Annotated in this window: 19 protein-coding genes and 1 tRNA gene; 16 read left to right on the forward strand and 4 right to left on the reverse strand. The window is 33.8% G+C overall.

The window, feature by feature from the left end; genetic code table 11:
• Nucleotides 1–66: 66 nt before the first annotated feature.
• Nucleotides 67–1,245 (forward strand): heparan-alpha-glucosaminide N-acetyltransferase domain-containing protein, encoded by a 1,179-nt coding sequence (locus tag ACZ5CF_RS09060; protein ID WP_464578999.1) that lies wholly within the window; start codon nt 67–69, stop codon nt 1,243–1,245.
• Between the two features lie 46 nt (nt 1,246–1,291).
• Here ACZ5CF_RS09060 and lpdA read toward each other — a convergent pair whose 3' ends face one another.
• Nucleotides 1,292–2,692, reverse strand: a complete 1,401-nt coding sequence (gene lpdA / locus ACZ5CF_RS09065) for a dihydrolipoyl dehydrogenase (protein WP_464579000.1) — start codon at nt 2,690–2,692, stop codon at nt 1,292–1,294.
• 105 nt (nt 2,693–2,797) lie between these two features.
• On the reverse strand, nt 2,798–3,262 hold the full coding sequence (locus ACZ5CF_RS09070) for an Lrp/AsnC family transcriptional regulator (RefSeq protein WP_464579001.1): 465 nt from the start codon (nt 3,260–3,262) through the stop codon (nt 2,798–2,800).
• A 165-nt stretch (nt 3,263–3,427) separates the two neighbouring features.
• On the opposite strand from ACZ5CF_RS09070, the gene ACZ5CF_RS09075 reads away from it, so the two are divergent.
• From ACZ5CF_RS09075 to ribB, 11 genes are all read left to right on the forward strand, one after another.
• Nucleotides 3,428–4,645 (forward strand): aminotransferase class I/II-fold pyridoxal phosphate-dependent enzyme, encoded by a 1,218-nt coding sequence (locus ACZ5CF_RS09075; protein ID WP_464579003.1) that lies wholly within the window; start codon nt 3,428–3,430, stop codon nt 4,643–4,645.
• 123 nt (nt 4,646–4,768) lie between these two features.
• Nucleotides 4,769–6,262, forward strand: a complete 1,494-nt coding sequence (gene nhaC / locus ACZ5CF_RS09080; RefSeq protein ID WP_464579004.1) for a Na+/H+ antiporter NhaC — start codon at nt 4,769–4,771, stop codon at nt 6,260–6,262.
• Nucleotides 6,263–6,390: 128 nt separating this feature from the next.
• The gene (locus ACZ5CF_RS09085; protein ID WP_464579005.1) at nt 6,391–7,029 is read left to right on the forward strand and encodes a peroxiredoxin; all 639 of its coding nucleotides are present in this window, start codon (nt 6,391–6,393) and stop codon (nt 7,027–7,029) included.
• A 1-nt stretch (nt 7,030) separates the two neighbouring features.
• Entirely contained in the window at nt 7,031–7,345 is a 315-nt protein-coding gene (locus ACZ5CF_RS09090; RefSeq protein ID WP_464579007.1) for a thioredoxin family protein, read from the forward strand.
• On the forward strand, nt 7,326–7,577 hold the full coding sequence (locus tag ACZ5CF_RS09095) for a DUF6952 family protein (RefSeq protein WP_464579008.1): 252 nt from the start codon (nt 7,326–7,328) through the stop codon (nt 7,575–7,577). The genes ACZ5CF_RS09090 and ACZ5CF_RS09095 overlap by 20 nt, the downstream gene beginning before the upstream one ends.
• 115 nt (nt 7,578–7,692) lie before the next feature.
• Nucleotides 7,693–8,193, forward strand: coding sequence for a thiol peroxidase (gene tpx / locus ACZ5CF_RS09100; RefSeq protein WP_464579009.1), 501 nt, complete (start codon nt 7,693–7,695; stop codon nt 8,191–8,193).
• Entirely contained in the window at nt 8,190–8,558 is a 369-nt protein-coding gene (locus ACZ5CF_RS09105; RefSeq protein WP_464579010.1) for a diacylglycerol kinase, read from the forward strand. The genes tpx and ACZ5CF_RS09105 overlap by 4 nt, the downstream gene beginning before the upstream one ends.
• Before the next feature lie 84 nt (nt 8,559–8,642).
• Entirely contained in the window at nt 8,643–11,012 is a 2,370-nt protein-coding gene (locus ACZ5CF_RS09110; protein WP_464579012.1) for an FtsK/SpoIIIE family DNA translocase, read from the forward strand.
• 3 nt (nt 11,013–11,015) lie between these two features.
• The gene (lolA1, locus tag ACZ5CF_RS09115) at nt 11,016–11,660 is read left to right on the forward strand and encodes an outer membrane lipoprotein periplasmic chaperone LolA1 (RefSeq protein ID WP_464579014.1); all 645 of its coding nucleotides are present in this window, start codon (nt 11,016–11,018) and stop codon (nt 11,658–11,660) included.
• A 6-nt stretch (nt 11,661–11,666) separates the two neighbouring features.
• Complete coding sequence (locus ACZ5CF_RS09120; RefSeq protein WP_464579015.1) at nt 11,667–13,121, forward strand: LptF/LptG family permease; 1,455 nt, start codon at nt 11,667–11,669, stop codon at nt 13,119–13,121.
• A 23-nt stretch (nt 13,122–13,144) separates the two neighbouring features.
• The gene (ribB, locus tag ACZ5CF_RS09125) at nt 13,145–14,293 is read left to right on the forward strand and encodes a 3,4-dihydroxy-2-butanone-4-phosphate synthase (protein WP_464579016.1); all 1,149 of its coding nucleotides are present in this window, start codon (nt 13,145–13,147) and stop codon (nt 14,291–14,293) included.
• A 15-nt stretch (nt 14,294–14,308) separates the two neighbouring features.
• Here ribB and ACZ5CF_RS09130 read toward each other — a convergent pair whose 3' ends face one another.
• Both ACZ5CF_RS09130 and ACZ5CF_RS09135 read right to left on the reverse strand, forming a co-directional pair.
• Nucleotides 14,309–15,499: a DegT/DnrJ/EryC1/StrS family aminotransferase gene (locus tag ACZ5CF_RS09130; protein WP_464579017.1), complete on the reverse strand. Its 1,191-nt coding sequence runs from the start codon at nt 15,497–15,499 to the stop codon at nt 14,309–14,311.
• Nucleotides 15,500–15,511: 12 nt separating this feature from the next.
• Nucleotides 15,512–16,141, reverse strand: coding sequence for an NAD(P)H-dependent oxidoreductase (locus ACZ5CF_RS09135; RefSeq protein WP_464579018.1), 630 nt, complete (start codon nt 16,139–16,141; stop codon nt 15,512–15,514).
• A gap of 161 nt (nt 16,142–16,302) precedes the next feature.
• Here ACZ5CF_RS09135 and ACZ5CF_RS09140 point away from each other — a divergent pair.
• The 4 genes from ACZ5CF_RS09140 (at nt 16,303) to ACZ5CF_RS09155 (ending at nt 22,021) form a co-directional block, all read left to right on the forward strand.
• Nucleotides 16,303–16,387, forward strand: a tRNA-Ser gene (locus ACZ5CF_RS09140).
• A gap of 168 nt (nt 16,388–16,555) precedes the next feature.
• Entirely contained in the window at nt 16,556–16,975 is a 420-nt protein-coding gene (locus tag ACZ5CF_RS09145; RefSeq protein ID WP_464579019.1) for an HYC_CC_PP family protein, read from the forward strand.
• A 100-nt stretch (nt 16,976–17,075) separates the two neighbouring features.
• Nucleotides 17,076–20,804, forward strand: coding sequence for an efflux RND transporter permease subunit (locus ACZ5CF_RS09150; protein WP_464579020.1), 3,729 nt, complete (start codon nt 17,076–17,078; stop codon nt 20,802–20,804).
• Nucleotides 20,801–22,021, forward strand: coding sequence for a TolC family protein (locus tag ACZ5CF_RS09155; protein WP_464579021.1), 1,221 nt, complete (start codon nt 20,801–20,803; stop codon nt 22,019–22,021). Before ACZ5CF_RS09150 ends, ACZ5CF_RS09155 begins: the two co-directional genes overlap by 4 nt.
• Nucleotides 22,022–22,028 lie beyond the last annotated feature (7 nt).

Here is a 22,028-nt window from a genome sequence, read left to right on the forward strand (position 1 = left end):
TATAATTTCGCACCGTTAAAACATCTAAACCCATTGGTTTTTAAGTATATATAGTAAATTTTTATAATGGGGAACTCAAATTTCAGATTGTATTTTATAGATGCCATGCGTGCTTGGGCTATATTAATGATGCTGCAAGGGCATTTTGTTGATGGTTTATTAGATCCTGTTTTTAGAGATCCTGAAAATACAATCTATACCACATGGAAATATTTTAGAGGTATTACTGCTCCTGTATTTTTTACAGTTTCTGGTTTTATTTTTACCTATTTACTTATAAAGAATAACTTAAAGGGTTGGGAAAATCCTCGTGTTAAAAAAGGGATTAAAAGAGGCATACAGCTAATTTTTATAGGGTATTTGTTGCGTTTAAATGTTTTAGGGCTGTTGGGCGGACATATATATCCATCATTTTATTTGGTAGATGTACTGCATTGCATTGGGCTTTCTATCTTACTTTTAATTAGTATTTATTTGTATAGTGCTAAGAAAAAATCGTATGTTTTTTCTGCAGTTCTTTTAATTAGTACACTTATTATATTTTTACTAGAACCGGCTTATAAAAATTTACCGCTTAGTTTTTTACCGGATTTTGCAGCTAACTATTTTACCAAAATAAACGGTTCTGTTTTTACAATTTTTCCTTGGTTTGGCTATGCTGCTTTTGGAGCTTTTATGGCTACCATTTTTAATAAATACAAACACCAAAAATATTTATACCCAACTGCTATTAGTTTGTGTTTGTTATTTGGGTTTACATTAATATTTTACTCTTCTAAATTTTTCTTAACGCTTTTCTCTGCTACCGGAATTCAGGTTTTTGCAGATGTATTTAACAACAACTATTTATTTATACGCTTAGGAGATGTTTTAGTTGTTTTTGCAGTATTTATGCTAATTCGTTCTTTACTAACCAATACAATTATTTTAAAAATTGGTCAAAACACATTAGCTATCTATGTAATTCACTTTATTATTTTATACGGAAGCTTTACCGGATTAGGCTTGTATAAATTTTTTCATCATAGTGTTCAGCCATATGCTGTAGTAAGCGGAGCTGTTTTGTTTATGGTGGTTACTACTTTTTTAGCACTCCGGTACGATAAACACGAAATATATATTAAAACTAAGCTAAATGCTATCCTTAACGAAATAAAACTTGCGCTAAGTGATTTAGTTTTTATTATTATAGCCAAGGTTATACAATTTAAAAACTGGCTTGTACTCTCCTTTAAAAAGAAATAAAAAAACCGCTTTAAAAAGCGGTTTTTTGTTGATTTTATTTGTTTTTTTAAATGTGTAACGCTCTGTTATCTGTTGCAGCTAATGCAGCTTCTTTAATTGCCTCTGTAAAGGTTGGATGTGCATGAGACATTCTTGAAATATCTTCTGCACTTGCTCTGTACTCCATAGCAACTACAGCTTCGGCTATCATATCGGCTGCACGAGCTCCAATCATATGAACACCTAAAATTTCGTCAGTATTTTTATCGGCTAACACTTTTACAAAACCATCAATATCCATGCTTGCTCTTGCTCTTCCTAAGGCACGCATTGGAAACTGACCAACCTTGTACGCTACGCCTTCTTCTTTTAGTTGCTCTTCGGTTTTACCAACAGCAGCTACTTCAGGCCAAGTATATACAACACTTGGTATTAAATTATAGTTTATATGAGGCTTTTGTCCTGCCAACACTTCGGCAACAAAAACACCTTCTTCTTCTGCCTTATGAGCAAGCATAGCACCTTTTACTACATCGCCAATTGCATAGATATTTTTTGCCGTTGTTTGTAAATTCTCGTTTACTTCTATCTGCCCTCTATCATTTATTTTAACTCCAGCAGCTTCAGCGTTAAGTCCATCAGTGTAAGGACGTCTTCCAACAGATACCAAACAATAATCCCCTTCAAAAACAACTTCCTCTCCTTTTTTATTGTCTGCTTTAACAATTACAGTATCGCCTTTTCTCTCAACAGATTTTACTTTATGCGATACGTTTATGCTGAATTTTTGCTTTTTTAGCACTTTATTTAGCTCTTTAGAAAGTCCGGAATCCATAGTAGGTATAATTCTATCCATATACTCTACTACGGTAACTTCAGCTCCTAATCGCTTGTAAACTTGACCTAACTCTAAACCAATTACCCCGCCACCAATTATAATTAAGTGCTTAGGAACTTCTTTAAGTTTAAGCGCTTCTGTAGAGGTTATTATACGCTCCTTATCTATTGTTATAAAAGGCAATGTTGCAGGCTTACTACCTGTGGCAATAATAGTATGTTTTGCTTCTATTTCTGTTGTTTCGTCTCCCTTTATGGTTATATGTGTAGCATCTTTAAAGCTCCCCAAACCATGATAAACGTCTATTTTATTTTTTTTCATTAAGAAATCTATCCCGGCTGTTGTTTGATCTACAACTGCTTGCTTACGAGCAATCATTTTCTCCAGATTCACCTTAACATCTCCTGGAATTTCTATACCGTGCTCTTCAAAATGTTTAACGGCATCTTCGTAATGATGAGACGAGTCTAAAAGTGCTTTACTAGGAATACATCCTACATTTAAACACGTTCCTCCTAAAGTTGAATATTTTTCTATAAGTGCAGTTTTCATTCCGAGTTGGGCACATCTAATAGCTGCCACATACCCTCCGGGGCCTGAGCCAATTACGGCTACATCGTATGTATTCATAAAGAATGTTTTGTAGTACGGTTATTACTTTTTGCTTTGCAAAAGTACAAAAGTTAATAGCAAACAATCAATATTTTACAAATCTTTAATATCAGTTTAAACAAACTAAGGCAATGGCACGCTGGTAGTATGCTTTACCTGATTTATCATAAACATACTGTGTGTACTACCTATATGTTGTATGGTTGTTAGTTTAGACACCATAAAGTTTCTAAAGTCTTGCATATTACTAACTACAACTTTAAGTAAATAATCGTAATCACCACTTATGTGATAGCACTCTACTACCTCTTCTAAATTGGCTACTTCTTTTTCAAATTTCATAACAAATTCTCGCGAATGCTGAATGAGTTTTACATGACAGAAAGCAACAAAATTTTGTTGTAGTTTTTCGTTATCAAGCAAGGCAACATATTGTTTAATAATTCCTTGTTTTTCTAACTTTTTAACTCGTTCGTAAACAGCTGTTACCGAAAGATTTAATTGCAATGCTAACTGCTTGGTAGTTTGCTTACAATCTTGCTGTAATAATGAAAGCAATGCTCTATCTGTTGAATCAAGAGAAACCATACTGAATTATTTTCGTTAAATAAATTACAAAACCTTAAAACAATTTATATTTATTCTATAAATAGGTTTAAAAACAGAATAATATTCTAAATATAATTAATTTTATTGATATTTTAACATATATTCAAGAAATTTGATACGCTTAAATAATAAAACTAACACATTATGGATTTTAAACCAGCTGACAATATTCAAGATTTACAATATTTTGGTGAATTTGGAGGTGTAAACCCATCTATATCAGATTCATCAACCTACACATTTTTATCTGCTAAGACCATGTTTGATACTTTTGAAGGTAATGCAGACGGATGTTATTTATATTCCAGACATTCATCGCCTTCAAACTTATATCTTGGTGAAGCATTAGCAGCTATGGAAGGCACAGAAACTGCTCATGTTACTGCATCAGGAATGGGTGCTATTACTCCGGTTATCATGCAACTTTGTAATGCCGGAGATCATGTGGTTTCTAGTAGAACTATTTATGGAGGCACGTATGCTTTCTTAAAAAACTTTGCTCCTAAATTTAATATTACAACATCTTTTGTAGATATAACAAAGCTTGATGTTGTAGAGGCTGCCATCACTAAAAACACAAAGGTTTTATACTGCGAAACCGTTAGTAATCCGTTATTGGAGGTTGCAGATATAGAAGCATTGTCTAAACTAGCCAAAAAGCACAATTTAACACTGGTTGTAGACAATACATTTTCACCTCTTTCTGTATCGCCTGCAAAATTAGGAGCAGATATTGTAATACACAGCCTTACAAAATTTATAAACGGTTCTAGTGATACTGTTGGAGGTGTAATTTGCGGAAAGCAAGAGTTTATAGATAACTTAAGAAATGTAAATGACGGTGCTTGTATGCTTTTAGGTGCTACAATGGATAGTATTAGAGCAGCATCTATCTTAAAAAACCTTCGTACGCTTCATATTAGAATGAAGCAGCACAGTAAAAATGCTCAGTATTTGGCTGAAAAATTTGAAGCAGACGGACTTAAAACGGTATATCCGGGATTAGCCTCTCACCCATCTCACGAAACCTTTAAACGTATGATGAATACTGAGTTTGGTTTTGGTGGTATGCTTACAATAGATGTGGGTTCTTTAGACAAAGCCAATCAGTTAATGGAGCTAATGCAAGAACGTAATTTAGGCTATTTAGCTGTAAGTTTAGGGTTTTATAAAACATTGTTTAGTGCTCCGGGTACTTCTACTTCTTCAGAAATTCCGGAAGAAGAACAAAAAGAAATGGGCTTAACAGATGGTTTAATACGTTTTTCTATAGGTTTAGATAATGATATAGAGCGTACATACCAAAAAATGCGTGAATGTATGGTAGAGCTTGGCGTATTAAATGAAGTAGCCACTGTGTAACTACAACATTAATTTTCAATATTTTACATGAAAGCTCGGATTATTTTAACTCCGAGCTTTTTTATTGCATTTGCATAAAACCCGCTAAAATTGTAACATTACAAGCCTAAAAAACTAAACTTAATGAAAAACCAAGATAATACTTCCTCAAACCCGCAAAATCAAAACATAGTAGAAAACAAAGAATTAAGTATTTGGGAAGCACTTATTCCAATTTTTGCCTTAATTGGAATGCTAGCTTACAATGTTTTAGTGGTTTTTAAAGACGATGCACTAAGTGGTTCTAACCAATTTATTCTCTTGTTAGGTGCGGCCGTTGCAGCCATTGTTGGTTTTTTTAATAAGGTTTCATACGATAAAATGATTGACGAAGTTGCCGAGAATGTTAAATCTACAACCGGCGCTTTATTAATTTTATTAATGGTAGGATCTCTTGCAGGAACTTGGCTTTTAAGTGGTATTATCCCTTCTATGATTTATTATGGGTTACAGATACTTAACCCAACATTTTTCTTGGCAGCTTGTGTAATTATTTGTGCTATAATATCTATTGCTACCGGAAGTAGCTGGACAACCTCGGCTACCGTTGGTATTGCACTTATTGGTATTGGCGATGCGTTAGGAATATCGTTAGGTATGACAGCCGGTGCAGTTATCTCCGGTGCGTACTTTGGCGACAAAATGTCGCCACTAAGTGATACTACTAACTTAGCGCCTGCAATGGCAGGAACAGATTTGTTTACACACATTAGATATATGGCCTATACAACAGTCCCTACTGTACTTGTAACTTTAGTGATTTTCACTATAATAGGCTTTACTTTAGATACTTCTCAAGCACCAGACACCAGTAATATGTTAGCATCAATCAAAGAATCATTTAATATATCTCCTTGGTTGTTTGTTGTTCCGGCTATTGTAATCGGAATGATTGTTAAAAAAACATCGCCTTTAATTGCTTTACTTATAGGTACATTATTAGGAGGTGTTTTTGCTGTGATTTTTCAGCCGGAATTAGTCGCCCAAATTGCTGGTGCAGATACACTTACCTTTAAATCGGCTTACCAAGGGGTAATGAATGCTATTACGGTAGATATTAACGTACCTACATCAAACGAAAAATTAAGCGATCTCTTCACATCGGGCGGAATGGCAGGTATGTTAAACACCATTTGGTTAATTGTATGTGCCATGGTTTTTGGTGGTGTAATGGATGCTATCGGGGCGCTATCTAAAATAAGCAAAGCTTTACTTAGTTTATTTGACTCTGTATTTGGTTTATTTGCTAGTACTGTGGCCAGCTGTTTAGCATTAAACATCACGGCATCAGATCAATATCTGGCAATTGTTGTCCCTGGTAGAATGTATGCTAAAGCCTACAAAGACAAAGGACTAGCGCCTGAAAACCTAAGTAGAACATTAGAAGACTCAGGTACTGTTACTTCGGTTTTAATACCATGGAATACATGTGGTGCATACCAAGCAGGCGTTTTGGGGGTAGATACCCTATCGTATGCCGGTTATGCTTTCTTTAATTATTTGAGCCCATTTACCACGCTCCTATTTGCTGCTTTTGGTATAAAAATCAGGCAATTAAAAGACAAAGTAGCCGGTTAGTGTGCAATTTCAACACTAAATAAATAAAGCTTATCATAACATAAAAAATTAAAATTTTATTTTATGGTAAACGCCTTTTTGAATATTATCTTTGTAGGTGAAATTAATAACCTAAAAAGTATATAAAAATGGCTATAGTAGGAAAAAAATTCCCAAACATTGCTGTAGATGCAATGAACGAAATGGGTGACACTTTTAAAATTAACGTATTAGAAGAAGCTGTAAAGAATAATAAGAAAGTTCTATTATTCTGGTATCCAAAAGATTTTACTTTTGTGTGTCCAACAGAACTTCACGCTTTCCAAGAAGCATTACCTGAATTCGAAAAAAGAAACACTATTGTAATTGGTGCTTCTTGTGATACTCCAGAAGTACACTTTGCATGGTTAAACACCTCTAAAGAAAATGGTGGTATTGAAGGTGTAACATACCCAATTTTAGCAGACAGCAACCGTAACTTAGCAAACATGCTAAGAATTTTAGACATCCAGTCTGAAACTTACAACGAAGAAACCGATTCGTTTATTTACGAAGGTGATAATGTTACATACAGAGCTACCTATTTAATTGACGAAGAAGGTACTGTTTTTCATGAAAGCATTAACCACATGCCTGTAGGTAGAAACGTAAATGAGTATTTAAGATTAATTGATGCCTACACGCACGTACAAGAAAAAGGTGAAGTTTGCCCTGCTAACTGGGAAGAAGGTAAAGATGCCATGACAGCAGACAGAAAAGGTGTTGCAGAATACTTAAGCTCTCACTAAAATGGTACAGGAGTTAGCGCAAGACAACTTAGCCGAAATTGTTAAAAACAACAATATAGTTGTTGTACAATACGCTGCAAGCTGGTGTGGCAATTGCAGAATAATGAAGCCAAAGTTTAAAAAACTTGCTTCAGAACATTCTGATGCTACTTTTATAATTGCCGATGCAGAGAAATATCCTAACTCAAGAAAATTGGCAAACGTAGATAATCTACCCACTTTTGCAGCATTTAAAAACGGCGAGTTTGTTAATCAGGTGCAAACCAATAAGTTTGATGTATTAAAACAATTAGTAGATGAGGTTACCGGTAATTAAACATATCACTCAGTTTATTGAGGATAACGACGAAGATTACATTATTGAAACTATTGAAACGCTAGAAGCATTGGCCGAAGCTCCTCTAAAAGACGAGGAACTGGATGTAATTGGCGAATTGCTTTCTAATCTTTATGGTGCTTTAGAAGTTAATAAACTTATAAAAGAAGGGACACCAAAAAAAGAAGCACTGAATAGTTTCATGAAACGAGTAACCGGTTCTATAGATTAAACTATTTGTTAACAACTAATCAAAATCCCCTTTTGTTTTCCAAAAGGGGATTTTTTTTAATTATAGTTAGCTGCTAAAAGCATAATTGGTTATTTTTAAACAAATAATTTTACAAATGGCAACAGTATCTCTTAAAGGCAATAATTTTAGTACAATTGGCACACTACCAACTATTGGTGCTAAAGCACCTGAGTTTACTTTGGTAAAAACAGACCTCTCTACTACTACTCTGGCAGACTATAAAGGCTCTAATTTAGTGTTAAATATTTTTCCGAGTGTAGACACCGGAACGTGTGCCACATCGGTTAGAAAGTTCAACGAAACTGCAGCTAATTTAGCTAACACAAAAGTTTTATGTATTTCTAAAGACTTACCTTTTGCACAAGCCAGATTCTGTGCTGCAGACAGTATTGAAAATGTAGAAATGCTATCAGATTTTAGAGATGGGAATTTTGGAAAAGCATATGGTGTAACCTTTACAAATGGACCACTAGAAGGTCTTCTATCAAGAGCCATAGTAGTTGTAAACTCTAACGGAGAGGTAATATACACAGAGCAGGTTGCAGAAACCGTAAACGAACCTAATTATCAAGCTGCATTAAAAGCGCTTTCATGAAAAAACAACAAAGCTTTTTTAAAAGTAGATTAGATAGTTTAAAGTATGCCAGCAATGGTGCTTTGTTGCTAATAAAAACAGAGTCTAGTATTAAAGTGCAAGTTGTATTGGCAATTGTTGCAATAATTGCAGGATTTTATTTTAACATTTCATCTACAGAATGGATTATTCAAATTCTTGTTATTGCATTAGTGTTAAGTATAGAAGGGCTTAATACAGCTTTAGAAAAACTTGCAGATTACGTACAGCCGGAATACGATACTAAAATTGGACTTTTAAAAGATATTGCTGCCGGCGCAGTGTTTTTTACTGCAATTGCAGCCATACTCATAGGCTGTATTATTTACATTCCAAAAATATGGTAAATACTACTTTGTTAATATTACAAAACAAAGCTGCCATTACGAACGTTAGTAATTTGTATTTTTGTGGCAAACCTATAAGGGCTAATGGTAAAGAAAAAATCTAAAAAGACTACCAAATCTGTTAATAGTAAACGCTCAATCTTTAAACTTTCTAGACAAAATAGTATTGTTTTGGGGAGTTTATTGGTAACATTAAGTATAGCTTTTTTTATAGCTTTTACTTCTTATTTTATTCATTGGCAAGAAGACCAAAGTATTGTTACAGAATTTGCTAACAGAGAGTTACAAGCTAAAAATTGGCTCAGTAAATTTGGAGCCAACGTTAGTCATTTTCTAATTTATAAAGGATTTGGTGTTGCTACATACATTTTAACATACTTACTCTTTATTACCGGAGCCGGAATGGTTTTAAATCGTTCAAAAAAATCATTAGTAAATACATGGTTTTGGAGCATATTAATAATGGTTTGGTTTGCCGTTCTGTTTGGTTTTTTTACCGAAAAATTTCCGCTTTTAGGAGGTGTTGTCGGTTTTGAATTGAACGATTTTCTTCAAGATTATATTGGTAAAGCAGGAGTTATTTTATTATTAGCCTTCGTTGGCATAACCTACATGGTTGTTAGATTAAAAATTACTCCTGAAAAAATAGCTGCTCTTTTTAAACGTAAAGAACTTAATACATCAGAAAACCTTTCTTCTCCAGAAGAAACTACAAATTCATCTTCATTAACCGAAGAAAATGAACAAAATGAAGCAACTGAAGTTGTATTTTCAGACACCACTTCAGAAGAGAGTACAGTTACTGCTGAATCTATCGCTATAAAAAACCAAAATAACAATACTGAAAATGAAGATTCTGATTTAAAGGTTGAAGTAGAACAACCTGAAGAAGAGGAAGTTACCGATGTTTTAGCCAATAAATTGGTTGAAGATTTTGGTGAGTTTGATCCTACTTTAGAGCTTAGTAATTATAAATTCCCAACCTTAGAGCTTTTAAGTGATCATGGTGTAAAAAGTAGCATAACCATTAACCAAGAAGAATTAGAAGCCAACAAAAAAAGGATTGTAAAAACACTCGAGCAATACAAAATAGGAATTGCACATATTAAAGCTACCATTGGCCCTACAGTAACTTTATACGAGATTGTTCCAGCTGCCGGAATTAGAATATCTAAAATTAAAAACTTAGAAGATGATATTGCATTGTCTTTATCTGCTTTAGGCATTAGAATAATTGCACCAATACCGGGCAAAGGAACTATTGGTATAGAGGTGCCTAACAAAAACGCCTCTATAGTATCTATGCGTTCTGTAATTGCTTCGCAAAAATTTCAAAATGCAGAAATGGAGCTTCCTATTGCCTTAGGTAAAACCATTAGCAATGAAACCTTTGTAGTAGATTTAGCTAAAATGCCACACTTACTTATGGCCGGAGCTACCGGGCAAGGTAAATCGGTTGGTTTAAATGCAATTTTAACCTCACTTTTATACAAAAAACATCCTGCCGAAGTAAAATTTGTATTGGTAGATCCTAAAAAAGTAGAGCTTACTTTATTTAATAAAATTGAACGTCATTTTTTAGCTAAACTCCCTGATACAGAAGAAGCAATAATAACCGATAACACAAAGGTTATTAACACCTTAAATTCTCTTTGCATTGAAATGGATAACCGTTACGAATTGCTAAAAAATGCAATGGTTAGAAACATTAAAGAATACAATGCAAAGTTTAAAGCCAGAAAGCTTAACCCTAATGATGGACATAAGTTTTTACCATACATTGTATTAATTATAGATGAGTTTGCCGATTTAATTATGACTGCCGGCAAAGAGGTAGAAACTCCAATTGCTCGTTTAGCTCAATTAGCCAGAGCTGTTGGTATTCATTTAATTATTGCTACACAAAGGCCTTCGGTTAATGTAATTACCGGTATTATTAAAGCAAACTTCCCTGCCAGAATTGCGTTTAGAGTTACCTCTAAAATAGACTCGAGAACCATTTTAGATACCCAAGGTGCAGACCAACTAATTGGTAGAGGAGATATGCTTTATACGCAAGGTAACGATTTAATCAGGCTTCAATGTGCTTTTGTAGATACCCCGGAGGTTGCAAAAATTACAGAGTATATTGGGTCGCAACGTGCCTACCCTGAAGCACATATTTTGCCGGAGTACGTAGGTGAAGAATCTGGCACAAGTATTGATGTAAGTATAGAAGACAGAGACCCTTTATTTAATCAGGCTGCCGAAGTAATTGTTACAGCCCAACAAGGCTCTGCATCTTTATTACAAAGGAAATTAAAATTAGGATACAATAGAGCCGGAAGATTAATTGATCAGTTAGAAGCAGCCGGTATTGTTGGTCCTTTTGAAGGTAGTAAAGCAAGACAAGTTTTAGTACCTGATTTAACCAGTTTAGAACAATTATTAAATAACGAGAAAAATAATAACTAAAACATGAAAAAGATTGTCTTTATAATTGCTTTTTTAAGTGTAGGATTTGTGCAGGCTCAAAATGCAGCTAAAGCTAAAGCATTGTTAGACGAAGTTTCTCAAAAAATTAACAGCTATAACAACATTGTAATAGATTTTAAATATACGCTCAATAACAAAGCAGAGAATATTAAGCAAGAGGTGCGTGGCGATGTAACCATTGCAGACAACAAATACTATCTTAACTATTTAGGGGCAACACAAATATTTGACGGAAAAAAACTGTACACCATAATTCCTGAAAATGAAGAGGTAACCATAGAGGATAAAAGTGATGAAGATGCAGCCACCATAAGCCCATCTAAAATGTTGTCTTTTTATAAAAAAGGATATAATTACAGCTGGGATATTTTACAAAATGTTAGAGGAAGAAAAATACAGTACGTGAAGCTTACCCCAATAGATAGTAATGCAGAAATTAAATATGTTTTATTAGGAATAGATATTACCACAAAACATATATATAATCTTATAGAAACCGGTAAAAATGGTACACAAACCACCATTACTGTTAATTCTTTTAAAACAAACCAACCAATATCAAAAACCTTGTTTACTTTTGATGCCAAAAAGTACGAAGACCAAGGGTACTACATTATTAAAAGCTAAGGCTTAGTGAAAATTTTAGATCGCTATATTTTATCCAGATTTCTGTTTAATTTCATCAGTTCTTTTTTAATACTGATGCTCATCTTTATTTTTCAGGCTATTTGGTTTTTTATAGATGAGCTGGCAGGAAAAGGGCTAGATTTAATTATAGTAGGTAAATTTTTGTTTTACTACTCGCCTAACTTAATCCCCAATGTCTTACCGTTAACCGTACTATTGGCTTCTATTATGACCTTTGGTACGTTTGCAGAAAATTATGAGTTTGCTGCCATGAAATCGTCTGGGGTTTCCCTTTATAGAGCTATGCGTAGCCTTATAATTTTTATGGTAATATTAAGCATTGGTACTTTCTTTTTTGCAAACAATGTAATTCCTAAAGCAGAACACAAATCATTTAATCTTCGTAAAAATATTGCCAAATTAAAACCGGCGTTAGCTATTACAGAAGGGGTTTTTAACGATGTTGCCAATTTAAATATTAAAGTAGATGACAAATATGGCGAAAACGATAGGTTTTTAAAAAATGTAGTAATTCATAAAAAAGGTAATGGTAGCATTAATACTACTGTAATTTATGCTAAAACAGGAGAGTTAATCAGTGATGAAAAATCAGATTTTCTTCAATTGGTTTTAAAAGACGGTTATTATTACGAGGATGTTCAAACAAAATCATCTAAAACCAGAAAAAGAATGCCGCATGCTAAGGCGCATTTTGAGCAGTATGTAATGAATATGGATTTGAGCGCACTAAACGATGTGAATTTAGAAGAAGAAAAATATTCTAACCTATTTAAAATGCAAAACGTGAGTCAGCTTAAACGTTCAATAGACTCGCTTGTAGTAGATAATAGAGAAATAGTAACAGCATTTAGTAAAAACATTAGCGCCAAAACCGGTTTGGGTATTGTTAATAAGAAGGAGAAAGAAATAAAAGTAGATAGCATGCCCAAAACTAACATAAACCTACTATCATTAGTAAAAGAAACAGCAAGAAAACAACAAGTTATAGATGTAGCACTTAACAATATAAATAATGTAAAAGGCTCTTTAGAAAGCAGAAAACCAGACTTGTTTAGACGCTCTAAACTACTTAATTATCACATCTTAACCATGCACAGTAAATATGCGTTAGCTTTAGCGTGTTTAGTGCTCTTTTTTGTTGGAGCACCATTAGGAGCTATTATCAGAAAAGGAGGTATGGGTTTACCAATGGTTATTGCCATTGCGCTATTTTTAACGTATTATTTTATAGGAATTTTTGCCGGTAACAATGCAAAAAACGGTGAATTAGATCCTGTTCTTGCCTCTTGGATTTCTACATTAATTATGCTTCCGCTTGGTATTATGCTTACCAGAAGAGCTACTGCAGATAAAGGAATTTTTGATATTGATGGCTTTACAGAGCCAATAAGAAACTTATTTAAAAAGGCTAAAAACCGTACCTATAAGCATCAAAAATAGGTATCTTTGCCTACAATTTTTCTATGCAACATACAACCATGCCAGATACAAAAATTAAACTCAATACAATAGAAGAAGCTATTGAGGATATTAAAAAAGGAAAAGTAATCATTGTTGTAGATGATGAAGACAGAGAGAATGAAGGCGATTTCATTGCTGCTGCAGAAATGGTTACTCCAGAAATGATAAACTTTATGGCTAAACACGGTAGGGGGCTTATTTGCGCACCACTTACCGAAGAACGCTGTAAAGAGTTAGAACTTAATATGATGGTAGAAAACAATACCGTTTTACACCATACACAATTTACTGTTTCTGTTGATTTGATTGGCCATGGTTGTACCACAGGAATATCGGTTCACGACAGAGCAAAAACAATAAAAGCTTTAGTAGATAAAAATACTAAACCTCATGATTTAGGCAGACCCGGACATATTTTTCCGCTTAGAGCTAAAAACGGAGGTGTTTTACGTAGAACAGGACATACAGAAGCTGCTGTAGATTTTGCAAGATTAGCAGGTTTCCAGCCGGCTGGAATTTTAGTTGAGATTTTAAATGAAGATGGCACCATGGCAAGATTACCGCATCTTGCCGAAGTAGCTAAAAAATTTGATTTAAAACTGGTTTCTATAGAAGATCTTGTTGCTTACAGAATGCAACATGACAGCTTGATTGAGAAAAAAGAAGAGTTTGAAGTAGAAACTCGTTTTGGCAAATACACCTTACACGCATACCAACAAACTACAAACGATCAAATTCATTTAGCGTTAACCAAAGGCAACTGGAATGCAGGAGACCCTGTTTTAACCAGAATTAACTCTACCTTAGTAAACAACGATATTCTGGGAACGCTTACTAATAATGCAGACCAGAAATTAGACAGTATGTTTAAAGCTGTTAATGATGAAGGTAAAGGTGCAATTGTATTTATAAACCAACAAAGCCAATCTTTTAACTTATTAAAAAGGCTAAAAGGGCTTAAAGAAAATCAGAAAAAAGGCATTATGAAAGCTCCAAAAATAGAAATGGACACTAAAGATTATGGTATTGGAGCACAAATACTTCATGATTTAAAAATTTCTAAAATAAGACTGTTATCTAACTCAACTCAAACCAAAAGAGTGGGTATGGTTGGTTATGGACTTGAAATTGTAGAATACGTAAATTATTAAAAAATGGCTCATGTTTTATACATGAGCCAATACTTGTTTCATTTTCTGAGCTCTTTGTTTTACTTCTTCCTCGCTCCAACCTAATTTTATTAAAACAGAAATGTTTCTTCCCATCCAATAATCAGATTTAGAAAAATCTGCATTGTTATAATCCGGCATCTGGTTTATTACTTCTTGAGGTAGTTTTCCAAGTGATTTTAATTGCTTTAAATGCTCCCATTTTTTTATGTAATGCCAATTATTATCAAACCAATAAAAACAACCATCAACACCAGCTTCTAATAGTTTTTTATGGGCTTTTCTGGCAGTTTGTTCATCAGGTAAAAAGAAACTTAAAAAAGAGTAGTTTTCCTCGCCTCCTTCAGGTACTGTTCTAAATGTAACACTATCTAACTCACTAAGTGTTTCTTTGATTATACTGTAATTTTTCTTTTGAATAGCAATAAACTCATCAAGCCTTTTTAATTGTGCTACTCCAACAGCTGCATTAAGCTCAGAAATTCTAAAATTATACCCTAAAAACGGATGGTCTTCTGCTCCTCTATCATTCCCAATATGGTCATGCCCATGGTCTGAATAGTGGTCTGCATGTTTAGCATATGTTTGGTTGTTAGTAATTACAGCGCCTCCTTCTCCGCAAGTGATAGTTTTAACATAATCAAAAGAAAAACAGCCTAAATCTCCGTAACTTCCTAAAGGTTTTCCTTCAAAAGTACCACCAATTGCTTGGCAAGCGTCTTCTAAAAGAATAAGGTTATGTTTATTACAAATAGCTTTTAACTCTTTTAATCTAGCCATAGAACCACACATATGAACCGGCATTATAACCTTTGTTTTAGGTGTGATGGCTTTTTCTACAGCAATTATATCTAAAGTTAAGGTATCGTCTATATCTACCAATACAGGAACAGCACCAACAGATAAAACAGCTTCAAAACTGGCAACAAAAGTAAACGTGGGCATGATAACCTCATCTCCTGCTCCTACCCCTGCACTGGCTAAAGCAACAGTTAAAGCTGCTGTACCACTACTAACAACCTGAGCGTAACGTACATTCATGCGTTTTGCTAAGGCTTCTTCTAAGGTTTTGGTTTTCCAGTGTCCATTTCGCATGGCGTCAAAACCATAGCGCATTAAAACACCAGATTCTAACACATCGTTTACTTCTTTTCGTTCTAAATCGCTAAATAATTCAAATCCGGGCATATGGGGTATATTTTATAGTTCTAAAACACTTTCGTTAATGGTTTTTCTAACTTTCTTGAACTCAGCAAACATATCATCCTGAGCTCTGTAGCCAATTGGCATAACTAAAACAGAGGCCAGTCCTTTATCTTTTAAGCCTAAAATAGTATCATAAGCATCCGGATCAAAACCTTCCATAGGGCAAGCATCTATTTCTTCTATGGCGCAAACTGTTAATAAATTTCCCATAGTTAAATAAGCCTGGTTTTTTGCCCACGCTTTAATATCTTCATGGGTTTTATTCGTAAAATCTTCAATTAAAAACTCTCTGAAAGGCTTTAAAATTTCTTCTGATGTTTTTCTGATAGTTTGTACTCTGTTAAAATAATTGGTTATGTATTCTTCGTTTATGTTAGTTTCTATGCAAAATATTAATACATGTGATGCATTTGCTACTTGCTCTTGATTCCAGGAATGCGCAACAAGCTGTTTCTGTATTGCTTTATCTTGCAAAATAACTAGCCTAACAGGCTGTAAACCATACGATGTTGCAGTTAAATTAAAAGCCTCTTTTATGGTTTCTATTTTAGATGTAGGAATAAGTTTAGTACCATCAAACTTTTTAGTGGCATAACGCCAGTTTAGATATTTAATAACGCTCATAAATACTAATTTTTGACAAAAATAGCCATTAAACAGTTTACTAAAGTAGTACAACTATAAATTATAGTAATTGATTTATAGATAGTAAGAAATTTGAATTAAAAAAATTTAAAAAATGGTTTTACAGAAATAAAAAAGCTTTCTATATTTGCATCCGCAAAGGAGGAATGGCAGAGTGGTCGAATGCGGCGGTCTTGAAAACCGTTGAGGGTCACACCTCCGGGGGTTCGAATCCCTCTTCCTCCGCAAAAAACCGTAACTTAAAAGGTTACGGTTTTTTTTATTTATAATTCTATATTTTAGTTGTTCTCCCCTCTTGATGTTTTAAACCTCCCTTTTAAATAAGAAAATAATTGACTTTGTATTTCGTTTACATAAATAACAAGTTAAATTAATTCGTATTTTTGCAATGCAATGAAGCAGCTATTAAAAAAAATAGTGTCTTTTTCCTTAGCGTGGGTTGTATTATTTTCTACCCTCTCTTTTACCGTTGGTATGCACTACTGTGGAGACACTTTAGTAGATATAGCTGTTTATAATCATGCTGAGGGTTGTGGTATGGAGCAAGAGTCTAAAGCCGCTTCTAACGATTGCAGCATCACAAAAACAGATTGTTGTGATAGCACACAAATACTTTTAGAAGGGCAAAATCAGCTTAAAAACAGCAACAACACTTCATTTACTGTAAAGCAACAGTTTTTTGTAGTTGCATTCATTACTTCGTATGTAGCTACACTTCAGGATTTATCAGAATTTATTATTCCGTTTAAAGAATATTCTGCTCCCTTTCTGGTCACAGACGTCCAGATTCTTTTCGATACTTTTCTAATTTGATTATAACGCTTTTAGACACCTTAAGCCAGGTACTCTAGAGAAAGCTCTATTGTGCTTTGTTTGTTTACTTATTGTCTAATGTTACTATCAAAAAATCATCATGATAAATAAAAGTATTAAGTATTTAATTCAAAATAAATTAGTAGCCATTTTGCTGCTGGTAATTTTTATAGGTTGGGGTTTAATACACGCTCCATTTAATTGGGATTTAAAAATTTTACCCTCTAACCCGGTTGCAGTTGATGCTATTCCTGATATTGGCGAAAATCAACAAATAGTATTTACCAAATGGGACGGAAGATCTCCGCAAGATATTGAAGATCAAATTACATATCCGTTAACCACAACTTTATTAGGTATTCCGGGGGTTAAAACCATTAGGAGTTCTTCTATGTTTGGCTTTTCAAGCATTTATATAATTTTTAATGAAGATGTTGATTTTTATTGGAGCAGAAGCAGAATTTTAGAGAAGTTAAACGCGCTACCTTCTGGGTTGCTTCCGGAAGGTGTAAGCCCATCTTTAGGACCTGATGCTACTGCACTCGGACAAATATTTTGGTATACTCTTGAAGGAAGAGACACCAAAGGAAACGTTACAGGTGGATGGGATTTGCACGAACTAAGAAGCATTCAAGATTACTATGTTAAGTACGCTTTATCTTCTGCAGAGGGTGTAGCAGAGGTAGCTTCTATTGGCGGGTATGTAAAAGAGTACCAAATAGATATAAATCCGGAGCTACTTAAACAATATAATATCACTTTAGCACAAGTTGTAAATGCTGTAAAACAAAGTAATAAAGATGTTGGTGCACAAACGCTGGAAATTAATAAGGTAGAATACTTAATTAGAGGGTTAGGATATTTAAAATCTATTACTGATTTAGAAAATACTGTTGTAACTGCAGAAAACTACACGCCAATTACCCTAAAAGATATTGCTGTAGTTACAACCGGACCATCGCCAAGAAGAGGTATTTTAGATAAAGAAGGTGCCGAAGTGGTTGGGGGTGTTGTTGTAGCAAGATATGGAGCAAATCCGTTAGAAGTAATTAATAATGTTAAACAAAAAATAAACGAAATAAGTTCTGGGTTACCCACTAAAACTCTGTCTGATGGGCGCACATCTCAATTAACTATTGTTCCTTTTTATGACAGAACAGAACTTATTTACGAAACATTAAACACCTTAAACGAAGCCTTAACCTTAGAGATTTTAATTACCATTTTAGTTATAATTATTATGGTATACAACCTAAGGGCATCAATACTTATTTCTGCCTTGCTTCCTGTTGCTGTATTGATGGTTTTTATAGCCATGAAATTCTTTAAGGTAGATGCGAATATAGTGGCGCTTTCCGGTATTGCTATTGCAATCGGTACTATGGTAGATGTTGGAGTAATCTTATCCGAAAATATTATAAGGCACTTAGAGCTTCATAAAAATAAACTTTCAATTAATACTATTGTTTATAATGCAACTAAAGAGGTATCTGGTGCAATTATTACTGCTGTACTTACTACTATAGTTAGTTTTATTCCTGTTTTTACTATGATTGGCGCCGAAGGCAAACTCTTTAGACCCTTAGCATTTACAAAAACATTTGCCTTAATTGCTTCAATTATAGTTGCTTTGTTTTTAATTCCGCCATTTGCAGCCTTACTCCTAAAAAAATCAACAATAAAAAAGAATATAAAGCTGATTGCAAACATTATTATTGCAGCTTTGGGGTTATACGTTATTATTACGGGAAATTGGCTGGGCGTTGTACTAATAGCTATCGCTGCTGTTTATTTTTTAAGAGAAAAAAATCACATAACAAAAGAACAAGAAAAGAAAATAAATATATACTTAGCAGCAATAACTATTGTTGGTTTACTTGCTGTTTACTGGAGACCCTTAGGGGTTACAAAGAGTATTGTGTTTAACTTTTTGTTTGTTGCTGTAATATGCTTTGGGTTATTGGGGCTGTTTAAACTGTTTAGAAAATATTACAGTACCATTTTAACCTGGGCATTAAACAACAAACTAACTTTTTTAAGCATCCCCATCGCGCTTTTAATTTCCGGAATTATAATTATGAAAAACACCGGAAAAGAGTTTATGCCGTCATTAAACGAAGGGTCTTTTTTACTTATGCCTACTTCTATGCCACATGCAGGTATAGAGGAAAATAAAAGAGTGCTGCAACAGTTAGATATGGCCGTTGCTGTAATACCCGAAATAGAAACTGTTGTTGGTAAAGCCGGAAGAGTTGAGTCGGCATTAGATCCAGCTCCTCTCTCTATGTACGAAAATGTGATTTTTTACAAGCCTGAATTTATGCTAAATGAAAAGGGTGAACGGGTTCGATTTAAGGTAAATAAAGATGGTTTGTTTGTTTTAAAAAACGGGAAATTTACAGCTAATCCAAATCATGAAAACAATCATCAATCAAGTAATAACATTGTTCCGTTTTATACAGTAAAGTTTAATGACTTAATAGTTGATGAAGATGGTGTTTTTTATAGAAACTGGAGACCGGAGATAACATCTCCTAATGATATATGGAATGAAATTGTTTCAGTAACAAAGCTTCCCGGAGTTACATCGGCGCCCAAGTTACAGCCAATAGAAACCCGTTTGGTTATGTTACAAACCGGTATGCGTGCTCCAATGGGGATTAAAATTAAAGGACAAAATTTAAAACAAATAGAAGACTTTGGACTGCAATTAGAAACCATTTTAAAAGAAGTAGAAAGCGTAAAAAAAGAAGCTGTTTTTGCCGATAGAATTGTTGGCAAACCCTATTTATTAATTGATATAGACCGAGAAAAAATTGCACGTTATGGCTTAACTGTAAATGCAGTGCAAGAAGTTATTAGTGTTGCAATTGGCGGAAAACAGCTTACACAAACTGTAGAAGGTAGAGAGCGTTATAATGTTCGTGTTCGCTACCCCAGAGAACTAAGAGATAGTGCAGAAGATTTAGAAAATATTTACGTAACCGCACTCAACAACACCCAAATCCCTTTAAAGGAAATTGCTACTATTAAATATGAACAGGGACCTCAAAACATTAAAAGTGAAGATACTTTTTTAGTTGGTTATGTATTATTTGATAAAAAAGAGGGATTTGCAGAAGTAACTGTAGTAGAAAATGCGCAAAAGCATATTGCCAATAAAATACAAACAGGGACTCTGAAAGTGCCGAAGGGAATTAGTTTTAATTTTACGGGTACTTACGAGAACCAAGTTAGGGCAGAGAAAACCTTATCATTTGTAGTACCATTATCGTTGCTTATTATCTTCTTAATCTTGTATTTTCAATTTAGGTCTGTAACCACATCATTAATGGTATTTAGTGGTGTAGCTGTAGCTTTTGCCGGAGGATTTATTATGATTTGGTTATACAGCCAAGAATGGTTTTTAAATGTATCTATTTTCGGAGTTAATTTTAGAGAACTCTTTCAGATGCAAACCATTAATTTAAGTGTAGCTGTATGGGTTGGTTTTATTGCATTGTTTGGTATAGCAACAGACGATGGGGTTGTAATGGCCACATATCTTACTCAAACATTTAATAAAAGAAAACCTGATACGGTAAAAAGTGTTAGAGCTGCTGTTTTAGAAGCCGGAGAGAAAAGAATCCGACCGTGTTTAATGACAACCGCTACTACCCTATTAGCGCTCCTTCCTATTTTAACTTCTACTGGAAGAGGAAGTGATATTATGATCCCAATGGCTATACCAAGCTTTGGAGGAATGTTAATTGCTCTAATTACTCTTTTTGTTGTCCCTGTTTTATACAGTTGGATTGCAGAACGCAACTTAAAAAAGACATCATCATGAAAAAAACAATTATTTACATACTTATACTATTAGCTACTAACCAGTTTGTTTTTTGTCAGCAGCTTTCTGTGCTAATTGAAGAGGCCATAGAAAACAATTCATTGCTTAAAGAGGCTTATAAGCAAACAGAAATAGCTTCTGAAAAAGTAGACGAAATAAGTAGCTTACCAAATACTCAATTTGGCGTGGGTTATTTTGTTAGCGAACCTGAAACCCGAACCGGACCACAAAGAGCAAAACTGTCTGTAATGCAAATGCTCCCATGGTTTGGAACTTTAAAAGCCAAGCATAATTATGCTAATGCGTTGGTTAACGCTGAAAAAATATCATACCAAATAGAGAAACGTAAATTGGTGTTAGATGTATCTAAAACCTATTACCTGCTTTACAGCTTATCATCTAAACAAGATATTGTAAATGAGTACATTAAACTAGTAGACAGTTATTTGCAGCTAGCACTAAAAGCAGTAGAAGTTAACAAAGCTACTGCCGTAGATGTGTTACGCTTACAAATGCAAAAGAATGAGCTAGAAAAAAAGTTTAAAATTTTAGAACAAGATTATATTACTACTCAAACAAAGCTTAACAAATTATTAAACAGAGAAAAAACAATTCCTATTGTTATAACAGACTCTTTAATAATACCAGATAAAAGCGCTCTTAAAGATGAAGATGTTTTATTACTTCATCCGGAAATAGAAAAGTTAAATGTTATGAACGAAGCATTACAACATTTACAAAAATCTAACGAAAAAGAGCGTTCACCACAATTAGGATTTGGCTTAGATTATGTTGCAGTTGCTAAAAGAGAGGGTATGAATTTTTCTGATAACGGAAAAGATATTTTTATGCCTATGGTAACACTCTCTTTGCCTATTTTTAATAAAAAATATACTTCAAAAAATAAACAAATAGCTTTAGAACAAGAGCAAGTAACTTTTTCTAAACAAAGTGTTTTAAACAAACTTACTGTTTTACTTGAAGAAGCTTTGCAAAACAGGGAATCTGCTAAACTAGAATATGCCACACAACAAAAAAACTTAGCGCAAGCCAACAGTGCAGAGTCTATTTTGCTTAAAAGTTATGAAACCGGAATGTTTGATTTTAATGATGTTCTAAAAATACAAGAGCTAAAATTAGATATTGAACTTAAAAAGATAGATGCTATAAATACGTATTACAATCAAGAAGCTTTAATTGATTATTTAACAAAATAAATTAATC

The sequence above is a fragment of the Lutaonella thermophila genome, assembly GCF_055387725.1.